The 14,087-nt window shown below is 67.5% G+C and carries 13 protein-coding genes; 7 read left to right on the forward strand and 6 right to left on the reverse strand.

Annotated elements, in window-relative coordinates; genetic code table 11:
- The 6 genes from HZA32_10140 to HZA32_10165 form a co-directional block, all read right to left on the reverse strand.
- Positions 1 to 1,200: a hypothetical protein gene (locus HZA32_10140; GenBank protein MBI5424443.1), complete on the reverse strand. Its 1,200-nt coding sequence runs from the start codon at positions 1,198 to 1,200 to the stop codon at positions 1 to 3.
- A gap of 78 nt (positions 1,201 to 1,278) precedes the next feature.
- On the reverse strand, positions 1,279 to 1,656 hold the full coding sequence (locus tag HZA32_10145; protein ID MBI5424444.1) for a GxxExxY protein: 378 nt from the start codon (positions 1,654 to 1,656) through the stop codon (positions 1,279 to 1,281).
- 205 nt (positions 1,657 to 1,861) lie between these two features.
- Entirely contained in the window at positions 1,862 to 2,881 is a 1,020-nt protein-coding gene (locus HZA32_10150) for an aminopeptidase (GenBank protein MBI5424445.1), read from the reverse strand.
- Between the two features lie 206 nt (positions 2,882 to 3,087).
- The gene (locus tag HZA32_10155) at positions 3,088 to 4,206 is read right to left on the reverse strand and encodes a carboxylate-amine ligase (GenBank protein ID MBI5424446.1); all 1,119 of its coding nucleotides are present in this window, start codon (positions 4,204 to 4,206) and stop codon (positions 3,088 to 3,090) included.
- Between the two features lie 84 nt (positions 4,207 to 4,290).
- Positions 4,291 to 5,271 (reverse strand): hypothetical protein, encoded by a 981-nt coding sequence (locus HZA32_10160; GenBank protein MBI5424447.1) that lies wholly within the window; start codon positions 5,269 to 5,271, stop codon positions 4,291 to 4,293.
- A gap of 12 nt (positions 5,272 to 5,283) precedes the next feature.
- A complete protein-coding gene (locus HZA32_10165) occupies positions 5,284 to 6,006 on the reverse strand; it encodes an esterase family protein (GenBank protein MBI5424448.1) in 723 nt (240 codons plus the stop codon).
- 212 nt (positions 6,007 to 6,218) lie between these two features.
- On the opposite strand from HZA32_10165, the gene HZA32_10170 reads away from it, so the two are divergent.
- From HZA32_10170 to HZA32_10200, 7 genes are all read left to right on the forward strand, one after another.
- Positions 6,219 to 6,905, forward strand: a complete 687-nt coding sequence (locus tag HZA32_10170; GenBank protein MBI5424449.1) for a response regulator transcription factor — start codon at positions 6,219 to 6,221, stop codon at positions 6,903 to 6,905.
- Positions 6,889 to 7,542, forward strand: a complete 654-nt coding sequence (locus HZA32_10175) for a hypothetical protein (GenBank protein ID MBI5424450.1) — start codon at positions 6,889 to 6,891, stop codon at positions 7,540 to 7,542. Before HZA32_10170 ends, HZA32_10175 begins: the two co-directional genes overlap by 17 nt.
- Entirely contained in the window at positions 7,543 to 9,225 is a 1,683-nt protein-coding gene (locus tag HZA32_10180; protein MBI5424451.1) for a sensor histidine kinase, read from the forward strand. It begins immediately after the preceding gene.
- Positions 9,226 to 9,311: 86 nt separating this feature from the next.
- Positions 9,312 to 10,253, forward strand: a complete 942-nt coding sequence (locus HZA32_10185; GenBank protein ID MBI5424452.1) for a PEP-CTERM sorting domain-containing protein — start codon at positions 9,312 to 9,314, stop codon at positions 10,251 to 10,253.
- Between the two features lie 66 nt (positions 10,254 to 10,319).
- Positions 10,320 to 11,573, forward strand: a complete 1,254-nt coding sequence (locus tag HZA32_10190) for a hypothetical protein (protein MBI5424453.1) — start codon at positions 10,320 to 10,322, stop codon at positions 11,571 to 11,573.
- Positions 11,574 to 11,697: 124 nt separating this feature from the next.
- Positions 11,698 to 12,534, forward strand: coding sequence for an alpha/beta hydrolase (locus HZA32_10195; protein MBI5424454.1), 837 nt, complete (start codon positions 11,698 to 11,700; stop codon positions 12,532 to 12,534).
- 262 nt (positions 12,535 to 12,796) lie between these two features.
- Positions 12,797 to 14,068 (forward strand): M50 family metallopeptidase, encoded by a 1,272-nt coding sequence (locus tag HZA32_10200; protein MBI5424455.1) that lies wholly within the window; start codon positions 12,797 to 12,799, stop codon positions 14,066 to 14,068.
- Positions 14,069 to 14,087: the final 19 nt, after the last annotated feature.

Raw genomic sequence — 14,087 nt, forward strand, 5'->3', positions numbered from 1 at the left:
TCAAATCGGCGGATGGAAACCGGCGCTGGCGCCGACCCAGGTTTTGCCCTTGTTGAAATCGACGCCGTGCATCGCGCCTTTGGTGAGGCGGACGAGTTGGTTGAGGAGCGTCGGCATCTCGCTGCCGTCGCCGGCGAGGATGAGGCGCACCTCGGCTTTCGCGGGGCCGTCGGGCGTTTGCAGGATCGGCGCGTAGGCGACTTTGCGCTGAAGGAGCCACTCGGCGGGATTGGGGAGAGCGGAGATTTTTTCGCGGGTGGGCGCGATGTCGACGCCGAGGCCGGCGAAGGAGTAGAGCGGCTTGAGGACGTAGTTTTCGAGATCGGCGGGGATGTCGACGCCGAGTTCGCTGACGAAGCGGCAGTCGGGCACGTAGCGGCTCTTGAGGAAGGGCAGCGTGTGTTTGCTGATGCGAAAATACCAGTTCGGGTGGCTGACCCACTGCACATCAAGACGATCGTCGCGGAGATTGAAGCCGGGCTTGAAGTCGGGTTTGCGCAGGAGCTCGTCGAAGATGACGCGGTTGTAGATGCGCTGGATCGGCACCTCGCGTCCGCCGGAGAAATACACGAGCTGGCGGCCGCGCTGGCGCACCTTCGAGAGGCACATCGGGCGGACGTTGAGGAAGCTGTGGGTGCAGGCGAAATCGATGCGCGTCTTCTGTTTCTCGGGTTCGATTTCGAGGAGGACGACGTTCTCGGGCAGGCAGTCGCCGACGATGGCGGAGCGAAGGGCGTCGAGGTAGCGCTCGTCGTCGAGGCCGCCGAAGTAGGGCGTGAAGTCGGACGGGATTTCCGGAAAGTGTGCGCGGTAGGTGTTGGTGAGGAGCGTTTGCCAACAGGCGACGGTGGGGAATCCCTGCAGCTCGATCAGTTGCGGCAGCACGCGGCCGTCGGCGTCGGCGCAGAGCGCGAAGTCGATGCAGAGGAAGTGGGGGAACTCGGTCTCGTGCGGGACGGAGAGATTGGCCGGGATGGCGTTGGCGGCGTGGCGGCGAAACTCCGGCGTGGCGAGTTGGCGCGTGATGTCGGCCGCGGCGTCGACGAGCGCGCGCGTCGTGGCCTCGTCGAGAAACAGCGGTGATTCGGCGACGCGGAAATCCAGCGGCCAATACATCGAGCGGTTCAGCTCGCGCGAGAAGGCGGCGTAGCGGGCGTCGGTGAACGCGGCGTTGTAGCGCTGGCGGAGGGCGGGGATCATCGGGAGTGGTGCCGCGGGGGAGCGTTTTATTTGACCACGGATTTCACGGATAGAAACGGATTAGCCGGATAAGGCGCTTTAGCGGATGACGCGCTTCCAGCGGAGGTCGGCGAACTTGAAGTTGAGCAGGAGGGCGAGGCGGAGCTGGGTGATCGCGAGGTAGCCTTCCATCTGAGCCAGATGAGTCGGAGTGAAGAGTTCGACGACCTTCGGGTCAGCGATGACGAGGTCGTCTACGATCATGTCGGGCACCAGTGTGTCGACCAGTTCGCCTTCGTAGCGAACCTCGAAGCGACGCTGTTGGTCGACCTTGTGACCGCGTTTGCGAAGTTCGATCACGAGGGCGTTTTCGTAGGCTTTCTCATCGAGGCCCGGCTTGAGCGTATTGAGCACCTTCATCGCGGAGCCGATGACCGCCTCGCTGATTTCGGGATGAATCAGTTTTTCGGTGCTCATGGGCGGACGTGAGAGATGCGAGCGAAAGCGGTGGCGCGAGCGACAGACCTATTTGATCACGGATTTCACGGATGGAGACGGATTCATCGGATGCCGGTTTCGAGAACGAAAAGAACCTCGCTGCGTCATCCGTGGTATCCGTTTCTATCCGTCCAATCCGTGGTAAAGAAAACGCTCGAGCGCGGCTTCATCTTCGCTCGCTTGTTCAGATCAGGAATTTTCCCTGCGCCATGACTTGTTCGTCGTCGAGCCAGATGTCGAAGTTGCGGCCGACGCAGTCGATGTGGGTCGTGCTTTTCCACGGTTGGCCGGTGTGTTCGCTATAGGGGTGGCCGAAGGCGATGTGGATGCCGGGGAGTTTTTCGTCCTGCAGGATGTGGCCGATGATGTGCGTGCAGGCGAGATTGGTGCCGATGGCGAATTCGCCGACGCGGTTCGAGTTCTCGTCGGTGTGGCAATACTTGTCGAATTCCTCGAGCAACTCCTTGTTCGCGCACGACAGGCCGGCGATGCGGTTGTCCTTGATGTCGATCGTCAGCGGGGTGGCTGCGATGTCGCCGTATTTCTGGCAGAGGTAGTCACCGACGACGCCGTCGACGACGAAGCGGCCGTTGGAGTTGAAGGGCGAGGTGAAGATCTCGCCGCCGGGGAGGTTGCCCCACTTTTCGGGCGAGATGAGGCCGGAGGTTTTCACCCACTTCAGGGATTGGGAGAGTTCGGCGACGTAGTCGGTGCCGGCGGCGGTGCGGCAGGTGACGCGCGAGGCGCGGCGGCATTTCTCGATCAGTTTTTGCGAGAGGGCGTCGATGGCGAGGAAGTCGGCGCGCATGCCTTCGAGCATGATCTGCCGGTTGATGTTCACCATGTGGCCGTGGCGGATTTTGCGCGGGTTGAGCACGTCCATCATCTGCATGCGCGTGCGGAGTTCGCCGGTCTGGGTCTGGCAGGCGTAGATGGAGACCTGCGATTGGGCGAGGTGGGCGAGGATCTCGGCGGGCATGTCGCGGTGCGGGCGCGGGCCGTATTCCTCGAGGATGAAGACGTCGTAGGCGGCGCCGGTCTTCTCCACCTCGGCGACGAGCGCGGCGGCGATCTCGGCGCAGGCGTTGTCGGCGATGATCGTCATGCGCTCGTGCGGCTGCAGGCGCAGGCAGACGTGGATCGCGTTGTGCGCGCCGGGCGTGAGCTCGGAGTCGAAGGTTTTCGGGAGCGTGGCGGCGTGCATGGCGGAGGGGCGGAGCGCGGAGGGCTGAGGGCGGAGTGCCGAGGCGAGCGGCGTGCGGGAGGGAGCGTCGGAATACAAGGTGCGAGGAGGTGGTTCGGATCTTTCCTCTTTCTCTTAATCTTTCTCTTCAATCTGCCTGCGGTGCGCGGCAGCGAAGAAGATGACGGAGGGAGAAAGATTAAGAGAAAGAGGAAAGAGAAAGATTGCTAGAGCGACAGGCCGTGGTGGGTTTCGGCGATGATGTAGTCCACCACGGCTTTCAGGTCCTGGGTCTGTTCCCAGACGGCGACCTGGCGGTCGGCGCCGGTGCCTTGGGCGAGGATGGTTTGGACGTAGTTGATCTCGTTGCGCGAGCCGAGCTCGTCCACGACGTCGTCGATGAACTCGAGGAGCTCGGCGATCAAGCTGCGGGTCTCGACCTCCTCCTGTTTGCCGAAGTCGATCATCTTGCCTTTGATGCCGTAGCGGGCGGCGCGCCAGCGGTTTTCGTTGATGAGGCGGGCGCGGTAGGTGCGGAAGCTCATGTTCTGCTTGTGCAGCTTGTAGAGCTTGGCGGTGAGCGCCTGCATGATGGCGGCGAGGCAGATGGTCTCATCGACACGCATCGGGATGTCGCACATGCGGAATTCGAGGGTGCCGAAGAGCGGGTGCAGGCGGATGTCCCACCAGATTTTCTTGGCGTTATCGATGCAGCCGGTTTTCACGAGCAGGTTCACGTAGTCGTCGAATTCGTTGACCGACTCGAAGAGGTCCGGGATGCCGGTGCGTGGGAAGCGTTGGAAGATCTGCAGGCGATACGAGGCGTAGCCGGTGTTGCGGCCGACCCAGAACGGCGAGTTGGTGGACAACGCGAAGATGTGCGGGAGGAAGTAGCGCGCGGTGTTCTGGAGGTGGATGGCGGTCTCGCGGTCGGGCATGCCGAGGTGGACGTGCAGGCCGAAGATGAGGTTGGCGCGTGCGACTTGCTGGAGGTCGTTGATCACGCCGGCGTAGCGTTCGCCGGGGGAGATTTTCTGGTCGATCCAGTGCGAGAACGGATGCGTGCCGGCGGCGGCGATGCGGAGATTTTGCGAGCGGGCGAGGCGCGCGAGATCGGTGCGGAGGCCGGTGACGGAGCGGCGCGCGTCGGCGACGTTGTGGCAGATGTCGGTGCCGACCTCGACGACCGACTGGTGCATCTCGGGCTTCACGCGCTCCTTGAGGATCATCTTGCCGCCTTCGATGATCTCTTCGATGTGCGACTTCAGCTCGCGCGTCTCGGGGTCGACGATCTGGAACTCTTCTTCGATGCCGAGGGTGAACTGGTGTTTTTTGCGTGTGGCCATGGGGGCGATCGATGGAGGAAGGGCGAGGGATGAAAGAGAAGGGGAGCGCCCTGGCCCGGGCGCTCGAGCAACGGTGGGTGGAGGTTATTTTTTCTTCGCGGCCGTCGCGGCGCCGATGGATTTGCCGGCGGCGCTGGCCTGGACGTATTTGCCCCAGGTGAGGTTGTCGGCGCCGTCCTTGTGGGCCTTGGCGCGGGTGACGAGCATCTTCGCGGCGGCTTCGACGACCCACTTGAAGTTTTCCTCACCGACGGAGTTGCGGTCGGCGTCGGGCGCGGGGTTACAGAAATCGATCGCGTAGGGCACGCCCTTGCTGACGCCGAACTCGACGGTGTTGAAATCGTAGCCGAGCGCTTGGTTGAGCGTGAGGACGTCCTGCTTGATGCGCTCGAGAAGGGCGGGCGGCGCGGGCGGGCGGTCGACGACGTAGCGCAGGTGGTGCGGGTTGCGCGGCTCGTAGGGCATGATGCGGACGTCGGTGCCGCCGATGCAGTAGCAGCGGTAGTAGTCGTCGAAGATCACCTCGGATTGGAGGAGCATCACGAGCTGGCCGGTCTCGTTGTAGGCTTTGAAGAACTCCTCGCGGTTGTTGACCTTGTAGACGTTCTTCCAGCCGCCGCCGGCGTGCGGCTTGAAGTAGGCGGGGAAGCCGATGTAGCCGAAGATGCCGTCCCAATCGAGCGGGTAGGCGAGGTTGCTGAACGACTCCGCGCTGCAATCCGCCGGGTGATCCTTCGAGGGCAGGATGACTGTGTTAGGGACGGCGACACCGAGTTTGGTGGCGAGGCAGTTGTTGAAGAACTTCTCGTCGGCGGACCACCAGAACGGGTTGTTCACGACGGCGGTGCCGTTGAGCGCGGCGTTTTTCAGGTAGGCGCGGTAGAAAGGCACGTCCTGCGAGATGCGATCGAGGATGACGGCGTAGGCCGTGGGCTCGCCTTGGGCGACTTGGTTGATGTTCACCGGCTCAGCGACGATGCCGGGCTCGTTGAGGGCGTTGATGCGCTCCGCGAGCGCGAGGGGGAAAGTGCGTTCCTTGCCGTGGAGGATGCCGATTTTTTTCATGGGGAGGGTGGATTAGATCGGGAGAAGGGACAGGTAATACGGAAACATGTCGCGCCAGTAGTTCCAGTCGTGTCCACACCATTTACGGTCGTCGAGGAAGTGCGGGATGCTTTTCGAGTGGAGGAGGTGCGAGAGGTGGAGGTTGCGACCGCGGCAGACGTCGCTGTCGCCCGTGCCGAGGATGATGCCGAGGCGACGGATGTGATCGAGAAACCACGGGTCACCCAGACCGGGCAGGTAGTCGACGGGGTTGTTGAAAAAGGCGTTGTCGTCGAAATACCCGTCGAGGAACGACCGGATGTCGAACGCCCCGCTCAAGCTGATGCAATACGCGGCGACATCCGGGTGCCGCAGCGCGAAGTTCACCGCGTGATAGCCGCCGAAACTCGCCCCGGCGACCGCGATCCGGTTCCAGCCGGTCTCGTGTCGGGCACGGGGCACGACTTCGTGCAGGATCACGCGTTCGTAGGCCATATGCGTCTTCACGCGATCGGCCGGATGGATGTTCTTGTTATACCAGCTCTGCTCGTCGAGGCCGTCCGGGCAGTAGATCTTCACCTTGCCGGAATCGACCCACGATGCGACGGAGCCGACCAGGCCGAAGTCCTTGTTCTGGTAGTAGCGGCCGAGCGAAGTCGGGAAAAGGACGATGGGCAGCCCGCCATGCCCAAAGACGAGCATCTCGAAATCGCGACTGAGGTTCGGCGTATACCAGCGGACGTATTGCTCGTGCATGCGGGGGCGGCGGAGCAGGGTGTGTGCCCTTCAGTCCTAGGAGGCGAGAGAGCGGGTGCAAGCCGTTGTCGGCCGCCATGGGTGTCGGACAGCACCTCGGTGCCGGGAGGCTGGGGAGGCGGGGGTAATCGTTTTGAGCCGCCGCTTGGTAACAAAACAGACAGATGCGGGCGCTTGCCCGCGCGCGGCGCTTGGCGCACAAGTTCGCGCGCATGAACGTCCTCGTCGTCGAAGACGAAATCGCCCTCGCGCGCCCCATCGTCGCGGCCCTCCGCCGCCAGGGGCACGACGTCTCCGCCTGCCACGATGGTGCCGCGGCCCCGCGCACGATTCTCCAGCTCAACCCCGATCTCGTCGTCCTCGACCTCAACCTCCCGGGTCGCGACGGCCTCGAGATTCTCGCGCAAATCCGCTCCGCCCGCTGCGCCTGCCGCGTGCTCATCCTCACCGCGCGCGGCCAGGTCGAGGATCGCATCACCGGGCTGCGTGCCGGCGCCGACGATTACCTGCCCAAGCCTTTTGCGATGGAGGAGCTCGTCGCGCGCTGCGAAGCGCTCGGGCGCCGCCCCGCCGCTCCGGCCGCCGACGGCCGCCTCGCCTGCGCCGATCTCCAGGTGGACGCCGTGCAACGCCGCGTCGTGCGCGCCGGCGAGCCCATCGAACTCACACCGCGCGAGTTCGAACTGCTGCACATCTTCATCACCGAGCCCGGCCGCGTTTTCTCGCGCGGCGAGCTCTCCGAGCGCGTCTGGCAGCGCGATCACCGCTACGACACGCGCACGGTCGAGATCTTCATCGCCCGCCTCCGGCGCAAACTCGACCGCACCGGCCTGACGCCGCTCTTGCACACCGTCCGCGGCGCGGGCTACGTTTTGCAGCCCGATGCGCCGCACGAGTGAACTTTCCCCGCCGCTCCTCGCGTTGCTGCTCAGCGCTGCGTTCGCCCTCTCCGCTTCCGCCGCCACGCTCACCGGCCGCGTCGCGCTGCCGGCGCGCTCCGGCGCTCCCGTCGTCGAACAACGCTACGAGATCGTGATCGACGGCGGCGTGCTCCGCGCCGATCCGCCGCGCGCCATCGTCTACCTCGCGGGCGATTTTCCCGCGCCCAATGCGACCCCTTCCGCCCGCATCGAGCAAAAAGGCCTCGCGTTCGTGCCGCGCCTGTTGCCCGTGCGCGTCGGCACGCGCGTCGAGTTTCCCAACCTCGATCCGGTCTACCACAGCGTGTTCTCCTTTTCACCCACGCGCCGCTTCGACCTCGGCCGCTACCGCGCCGACGAGGCCGAGGTGCCGGCCATCGTCTTCGATCGCGCCGGCCTCGTCACGCTGCGCTGCGATATCCACGAACACATGCGCGCCGCCGTCCTCGTGCTCGAGACGCCGCACTTCGTCGTGACCGACGCCGGGGGCCGCTACCGGCTCGAAAATCTCCCCGCCGGCCGCTACGTGCTCAAGGCTTGGCTCGACAGCCGCACCGTGCGCGAGCACGCCGTGGAGCTCGCCGCCGACTCCGACCTCGTCGTCGATTTTCCCTGAATGTCCGTCGCCTCTCCAGCGCGCGCCGAGGCGCGGAGTTTTTCCCGGCGCTTGTGGGCCGCCCTCGTCGTGCTCGTCGGGTTGGCCACGGCCCTCGCGGTCTGGCTCGCGCGCGCGCAACTGCTCGCGGCGGAAACCCAGTCCGCCCGCCTGCGCTTCGCCACCGAGTCCGCCGCCGCCAGCGCGCTCCGTGCCGCCCGCGCCGCCGAACTCCAACACCACCTCGATCGCCTCGCCACGCGTCCGCGACTCCACGCCGCCCTGGAGGACGATGCGCTCGATCTCCTTTATCCCGTCGCCCTCGACGAGCTGCGCGATTTCTTCCTGCCGCGCGGTGCGGCCCCGACCGGCGGTTTCCATCGGTTCCTCGATGCCGCCGGTCACGAGATTCCGCCCGCAGGCGTGCCCTGCGGTGAACTGCCCGCCGGCTTTGCCGCCGAGCTCACCGCCTTCCGACCCACCGACCGCGCGCTCTGGCGGCTGTGGATCGATCCGCGCGACCCCGACCGCGCGTGGGAAATCACCGCCGCGCCGTTCTTCTCGCACGAAGACCGGCGCCGGCTCGGCGCCCTCCTGATCGGTGCGCCGCTCGCGGCCGGCGACGCGGTCGCGTATTGGAGCGCCGATCGTTTGCACGCGCCGGCGCTCCCTCCCGCCGCGCGGGCCGACCTCGTCGCCGCGCTCCGGCGCACGCCGCCCGTGGCGAATGAAGTGCGTGCGCTCGACCTCGCCGGTGTCTCGCAACTCCTCGCGTTTCAACCGGCCGCGGCCGACGCCGCGGCGTGGGAAATCCGCCTCGCCCCGCTCGCGCCGCTGCAAGCGCGCCAGGCCGCGCTCACCCGGCGCATCGTCGCCGTCGGCGCACTGGTCGGCCTCGCCGGCGTGCTCGCTTCCGGTTGGATCAGCGCGCGCTTCGCCGTGCGTTTCGGCCGCGTCGCCCAACGCCACGACGCCCAGCGCCGCCGCCGCGAACGCGTCGAATCCCGCCTCGAAATCACGCAGGAGGAGCGCGACCGCGCCGCGCGTTTCGCGGCCGACGCCTCGCACCAGCTCAAGACCCCCGTCGCCATCCTGCGCGCCGGTCTCGACGAGTTCGGCGCCGCGGCCGATTTCCCGCGCGAGCGCGAGGCGGAGCTGGCTGACCTTGTCCGCCAGACCGAGCGGCTCGGGCATATCGTCGACGACTTGCTCCTGCTCGCTCGCCTCGATGCCGGGCTCGTGCCCGCCATCGCTGCACCGGTCGACCTCGACGATCTGCTCGACCGCGCGCTCGACGACGCCAGCGCCTGCCCCGGCGCTGAGCAGCTCGTCTTCGCGCGCCAAGGCCTGCACGGCGCCCGCGCGCTCGGCGATGCGCGACACTACGCGCTCGCGCTCCAATCGCTCCTCGAGAACGCCGTGAAATACAGCCGCCCTGCCACGACGGTCCACGTGTCCGTGCTCGACGGCGGCGAGACGTGGATCGTCTGCGTGGACAACGTCAGCGCCGCGCCGGTCCCCGCCGAGTTGCGCGAGCGGATTTTCGAGCGTTTCCATCGCGGGCCGTCCGCCGGTTCCGCCGCCGGCTACGGTCTGGGGCTCAGTCTCGCGCGTTTGCTCGCGCGCCTGCACGGCGGCGAGGTGCGGCTCGCCGGCTCCGACGCCACGCGCACGCGCTTTGAGCTGACACTGCGCAAGGCCTGACGCCGGGAGGGCGCGCCGACGCGCGGTAACAAACCCGTTACGGTCGCGGTTTTGTCACGCGCCGGGCGGCGTGGCTCTTTCGCGCCATGCACTCGCGCCCAATCTCCCCGTCGCTCGCGCGCGTCGCCCGTCATGGCGCCGCCGTGCTTGCTCTCTCCGCCGCCGCGCTCGCCGGCCACGCGCAGACCGTATTCAGCGCCGCCGGCGCCAGCCAGTCATCGATCCAGACGAGCGTTGACTCGTTCCGCACTGCGCTCGGCACGCTCAACGCCAACAACGGCTCCTCCTTCAATTCCGGTCGTCGCGAGATCAACTGGGACGGCGTGCCCGATTCCGCCTCCGACCCGAACGCCTTCCCGGGCGACTTTTTCGGTCAGGCCTTCACCGGCGCCAACGGCGGGCGCGCGCGCGGCATCCAGTTTTCCACGCCCACGGGCGGCTTCCTCAACAGCGCGAACGTTCCCGGCCCGGTCTCCAGCCGGTCGCTCTTCAACGTCCAACTCGCGAACTCCGGCATCTCGCTCACGCCGTTTTCGGGCGATCAGGTCTTCATCGCGCAGAATTCCACGATTACCGACGTCACCTTCACCGTGGCCGGCACGTCGTCGTCCGCTGCGTTCGTGCGCGGCTTCGGCGCGGTGTTCCTCGACGTCGAGACGACGAACGCGACGTTCTTCGAATTCTTCAACACCTCCGGCGCCTCGCTCGGCACCTTCAGCGCGCCGGTGTCGGGCGCGGGCGGGTTCTCCTTCCTCGGCGTCGCCTTCGACAACGCCACGGCCATCGGCCGCGTGCGCATCACGTCGGGCTCGGAAGCGCTCGGCGCCTTCGCCGATGGCTCGAACCTGCGCCAGACCACCGGCGACTTCGTGGCCATGGACGACTTCATCTACTCCGAGCCGATCTCGGTTTCCGCCGTGCCCGAGCCGTCCACCTATGCCGCCATCTTCGGCGCGCTGGCGCTGACCGGCGTCATGGTGCAGCGCCGCCGCCGTGCCGCCGCCGCGACGCCGCCCGCGCAGGGCTGATACCGCGCCGCGCGAGACCGCTTGCTGATGTTTTCCGGGCCGCGTTAACCTCGCGGCCCTTTTTTCATGTCCCCGCGCCTTCTCCGCTTCGCGCTGGTTTGCCTCGGTGGCCTCGCCGCCGCCGCCGCCGCGACCGCGCAATGGGACGAGTGGGTCGATCGCCATCGCGCCGCACTCGAGCACAACGCACCCGCCAGCGCCTGGCGCGGCAAACTCACGGGCCGCCTTGCGCTCGCCGCCCGCCTCGCCGACCGGCCGGTGGCCGATCTCATCTATCACGGCGCGGACCGCCGCGCGGTCTTCGCCCCGACGGCGCAGCTTTTCGGCGACGCGGAAATCGGACCGCTTTATCTTTTCGCCCAAGCTCGCGCCGATCGCGGCCTCGATGCCGGCACGGTCGCGATGCAGCTCCGCATCGACGAGCTGGCGCTCCGCTGGTCGCCCGCCCGCGAGTCGCGGTTTTCCGTGCAGGCCGGGAAATTCGCCACGGTCTTCGGCAGCTGGGCGCGCCGACATGCGGCGTGGGACTATCCCTTCGCCCGCGCACCGCTCGCACAGGAATCGCTCACCGGCCTCTGGGACATCAAGGGCCTGCCCGCGCTCGCGAAGCTCGAGGAGTGGTCGCACAACACGCCCCTCGGCGACGCGGCGGCCGTCACCTCCGACGAGCGCAATCGCGTCCCGCTGATGTGGGGCGCGGTCTACGCGTTCGGCACGGCCGCGCGTTGGACAGACGAGCATTGGGACTTCGCACTGGAGGCGAAGAACGTCGGCCTGTCTTCGCGCCCCGCGTATTGGGCCGACGACCTCGCCGCCGCCTGGCAAGCGCCCGCTCTCGCGGCGCGTCTCGGCTGGCGCCCGTCGCCCACGTGGAATTTCGGTGTCTCGTGGGCCGACGGGGTTTATCTGCGGCCGCAGCCCGAAACCATCGCGCCGGGCACCCGTCGGGGCGATTACCGGCAAACGACGCTCGGCTTCGACGCGAGCTTCGCGTGGCGCGCGTGGCAGCTCTGGGCGGAGGCGCTGCATGCACGCTTTGCCCTGCCCGGCATCGGTGACGCCGCGGTGCTCGGCATCACGCTCGAAGGCAAGCGTCGCTTCACGCCCGCATGCGCGTTGGCCGCGCGCGCCGGCTGGCAGAGCTATGAACCCGTCCGTGGGCACCGCTGGGGCCGCGACACCTGGCGCGTGGAAGCCGGCCCGGTGTTCCGCCTCGCCGCCCACGCGCAAGTGAAGGTGCAAGCTTCGCTCCTGCACGAGCGCCCCGCGCCCGCGCCGTGGCAGACCGGCGTCGCCGTCGAGTGGTTGCTGCGTTTCTGAGCCGGTTTCTCCGGCGCGGCGCCTGCCGCGCCCGAGGCGGAGATCGGCGATTGCGGTCGGGGGGCGCGACCGAGGCGCGGGCTTGCTGTCGCGACCGCGGGGCCCCTAGCGTCCGCGACGTCGCATGTCCGCTCCCGAGAAACTTCCCGCCTCCTTTCGCGCCCGCCGCCTGCCACGCGGCCCGCAGCTTCGCGTGCTCGAGCGGTTTCACTCGCGGATCTTCCGCAACAGTCGCGACGTCACGATCTGGACGCCGCCGGGCTACGGCGATCCGCGGCGGCGGCATCCGGTCATCTATTTCCAGGACGGGCAGAACATCTTCGACCCCAAGACCGCGTTCAGCGGCGTGGCGTGGGGCGCCGGCGCGGCGGCGGAGAAACTGATCCGCGCCCGTGAGATCACGCCGCCGATCCTGGTGGGCATCGCCAATACCGGCACCCATCGCATCAACGAATACACGCCGACCCGCGCTGAATACGACGGCATGGACGGGGCGAAGCTGCGCAGCGCCGGCGACGCGAAGCGCTACGCGCGTTTCGTGGAGACCGAGCTGAAGCCCTTCATCGACGCCCGCTACCTCACGCTGCCGGGACCGCGCACGACGTCCATCGTCGGCTCGTCCATGGGTGGACTGGTTTCGCTCTATTTCGGCCTGTGGCACCCGCGCGTGTTCGGCAACGTCGCGGCGCTCTCGCCGTCGCTTTGGTGGGACGATCGCGTGGCGCTGCGGGATTTCGCGCGCTTGAAGCGCAAGCCGGACTTCCGCCTGTGGCTCGACATGGGCACGGCCGAGCCGGGCTGGGAAGTGGTGCAGATTTTCCGCGACACGCTCGTGGCCGCCGGCTGGGCGCAGGGTGACGATCTCGAATACCGCGAAGTCGCCGGCGGCGAACACAGCGAAGCGGCGTGGGCGGCGCGTCTGCCGGAGGTGTTGCGCTTTCTCGTCGGTCGCCGGCGCTGAGCACGCGCTGGGCGGGCCGGTTGCCGGCCGGGTGTCACCGCGCTGTCACTTTCGGCTCCACCCATCCTCGCGCTCGCGCCGCTGATCCTGCCCGGCTTGTCGGGTGGCCGGCGCTGGGTTCCTTGTCGCGGCATGGAACCGACTTCCGACCCGCGCAAGAAACCGCACGATGACGGCGGCTGGTGGATCTGGTTAACCAGTCTGTTCTCCAGCAACGACAGCGCGCCTGCCCACAACGGTGGCGGCGAGACGATGTCCGAACATGGCGCGCATCACGGCGGCGATGCCGGACACGATGGCGGTGGCGGAGGCGACGCGGGCGGGGATGCCGGTGGAGGCGATGGAGGCGGCGGTGGAGACTGAGCCCCAGGTGATTCCGCGGCTGCCGACGCCCGTGACGCGTGGGCGCAAGGCGCTTTCGCTCCCGGTGTTGGTCGGGACGGCGGTGGGCTTGGTGATCGGCGGTGTAGCCGGGTTTCTCGGCGTAAGGTTCGGCACGCACCTGCTGTTGCCGGGGTTGCCGAAATGGATCGCGATCGTGCACCTGGCGGCGCTGCCACTGGTGTGGCTGGTCGTGGTGGGGTTTCATGAGTTCGGGCACATCGTCGGTGGATGGGCGGGCGGCGGGAAATTCCTGCTCTATGTCGTCGGTCCGCTGATGTGGAAACGCACTCCGGCAGGCGTCCGCTTCTCCTGGAACAAGAACCTCAATATCGCGGGCGGTCTCGCCGCGTGCCTGCCGCTCGACCCGGCGGCGGCGACACCGCGTGGCACGGCCATCATGGTCGCCGGGGGACCGATATTCAGTCTCGTGTTGACGGTGTTGGCGGCGTGGCTCGGGGCGGGCATCGCGGCAATCGCGGTGTCGCCGGTCGCGATCTTTGCGCAACACCTCGCGCTGTTTGTCGCCGGGATGTCGCTGCTGATTTTTCTCGTGACGGTGGCTCCCGGGACGGCCGGCGGATTCAAGAGCGATGGCCTGCGCTTCTACGAGCTCCTGCGCGGCGGCCCCCGGTCGGAGCAGGAGAACGCGGTCATGACCCTCACGACCGCCGCGCTCGGCGGAGTGCGGCCCGCGGACTACGACCCGCGACTCGTGGAGCAGGCGATCTCGCTGCGTGACGGTTCACTCTTCGATCTCTACGCGCACCACACCGTCGCGCACCACTTCATCGACCTCGGCCAGCCCGGCCGGGCGCAGGCGCTGCTGGATCACGTGATGAGCGGCGAGGCGCAGTTGGTGCCGTTTGCGCGCGATGCGCTGCGTTGCGACTACGCTTGGTTGCTCGCTGAACACTCGGGCGATGCGGTCGCGGCGCGCGCGTGGCTCGACTCCGCGGGTGCGCTCGCCTTCGATCCGGCGACGCGCCTGCGCGCGGAAGCCGCGGTGTTGCTGGCGGAGGGGCGGCGGGCGGAGGCGGCCGCGAAGGCCCGTGAGGGCCTGCACGCGCTCGAGCACAAGAGCCTCAGCCCGACGGGCAACCCGTTCGCGCGCGACGTGCTGGAGGACTTGCTCGCGCGCGCCGAGGCGTGACCGCGGCGCGGCGGAGGGG

It is taken from the genome of Opitutia bacterium (assembly GCA_016217545.1).
Taxonomy (GTDB): domain Bacteria; phylum Verrucomicrobiota; class Verrucomicrobiia; order Opitutales; family Opitutaceae; genus Didemnitutus.

Excerpts from the sequence above, each read along its gene's own strand:
- HZA32_10140 (MBI5424443.1), bottom strand. The coding sequence starts at position 1,200 with ATGATCCCCGCCCTCCGCCAGCGCTACAACGCCGCGTTCACCGACGCC.
- HZA32_10145 (MBI5424444.1), bottom strand. The coding sequence starts at position 1,656 with ATGAGCACCGAAAAACTGATTCATCCCGAAATCAGCGAGGCGGTCATC.
- HZA32_10150 (MBI5424445.1), bottom strand. The coding sequence starts at position 2,881 with ATGCACGCCGCCACGCTCCCGAAAACCTTCGACTCCGAGCTCACGCCC.
- HZA32_10155 (MBI5424446.1), bottom strand. The coding sequence starts at position 4,206 with ATGGCCACACGCAAAAAACACCAGTTCACCCTCGGCATCGAAGAAGAG.
- HZA32_10160 (MBI5424447.1), bottom strand. The coding sequence starts at position 5,271 with ATGAAAAAAATCGGCATCCTCCACGGCAAGGAACGCACTTTCCCCCTC.
- HZA32_10165 (MBI5424448.1), bottom strand. The coding sequence starts at position 6,006 with ATGCACGAGCAATACGTCCGCTGGTATACGCCGAACCTCAGTCGCGAT.
- HZA32_10170 (MBI5424449.1), top strand. The coding sequence starts at position 6,219 with ATGAACGTCCTCGTCGTCGAAGACGAAATCGCCCTCGCGCGCCCCATC.
- HZA32_10175 (MBI5424450.1), top strand. The coding sequence starts at position 6,889 with ATGCGCCGCACGAGTGAACTTTCCCCGCCGCTCCTCGCGTTGCTGCTC.
- HZA32_10180 (MBI5424451.1), top strand. The coding sequence starts at position 7,543 with ATGTCCGTCGCCTCTCCAGCGCGCGCCGAGGCGCGGAGTTTTTCCCGG.
- HZA32_10185 (MBI5424452.1), top strand. The coding sequence starts at position 9,312 with ATGCACTCGCGCCCAATCTCCCCGTCGCTCGCGCGCGTCGCCCGTCAT.
- HZA32_10190 (MBI5424453.1), top strand. The coding sequence starts at position 10,320 with ATGTCCCCGCGCCTTCTCCGCTTCGCGCTGGTTTGCCTCGGTGGCCTC.
- HZA32_10195 (MBI5424454.1), top strand. The coding sequence starts at position 11,698 with ATGTCCGCTCCCGAGAAACTTCCCGCCTCCTTTCGCGCCCGCCGCCTG.
- HZA32_10200 (MBI5424455.1), top strand. The coding sequence starts at position 12,797 with ATGGCGCGCATCACGGCGGCGATGCCGGACACGATGGCGGTGGCGGAG.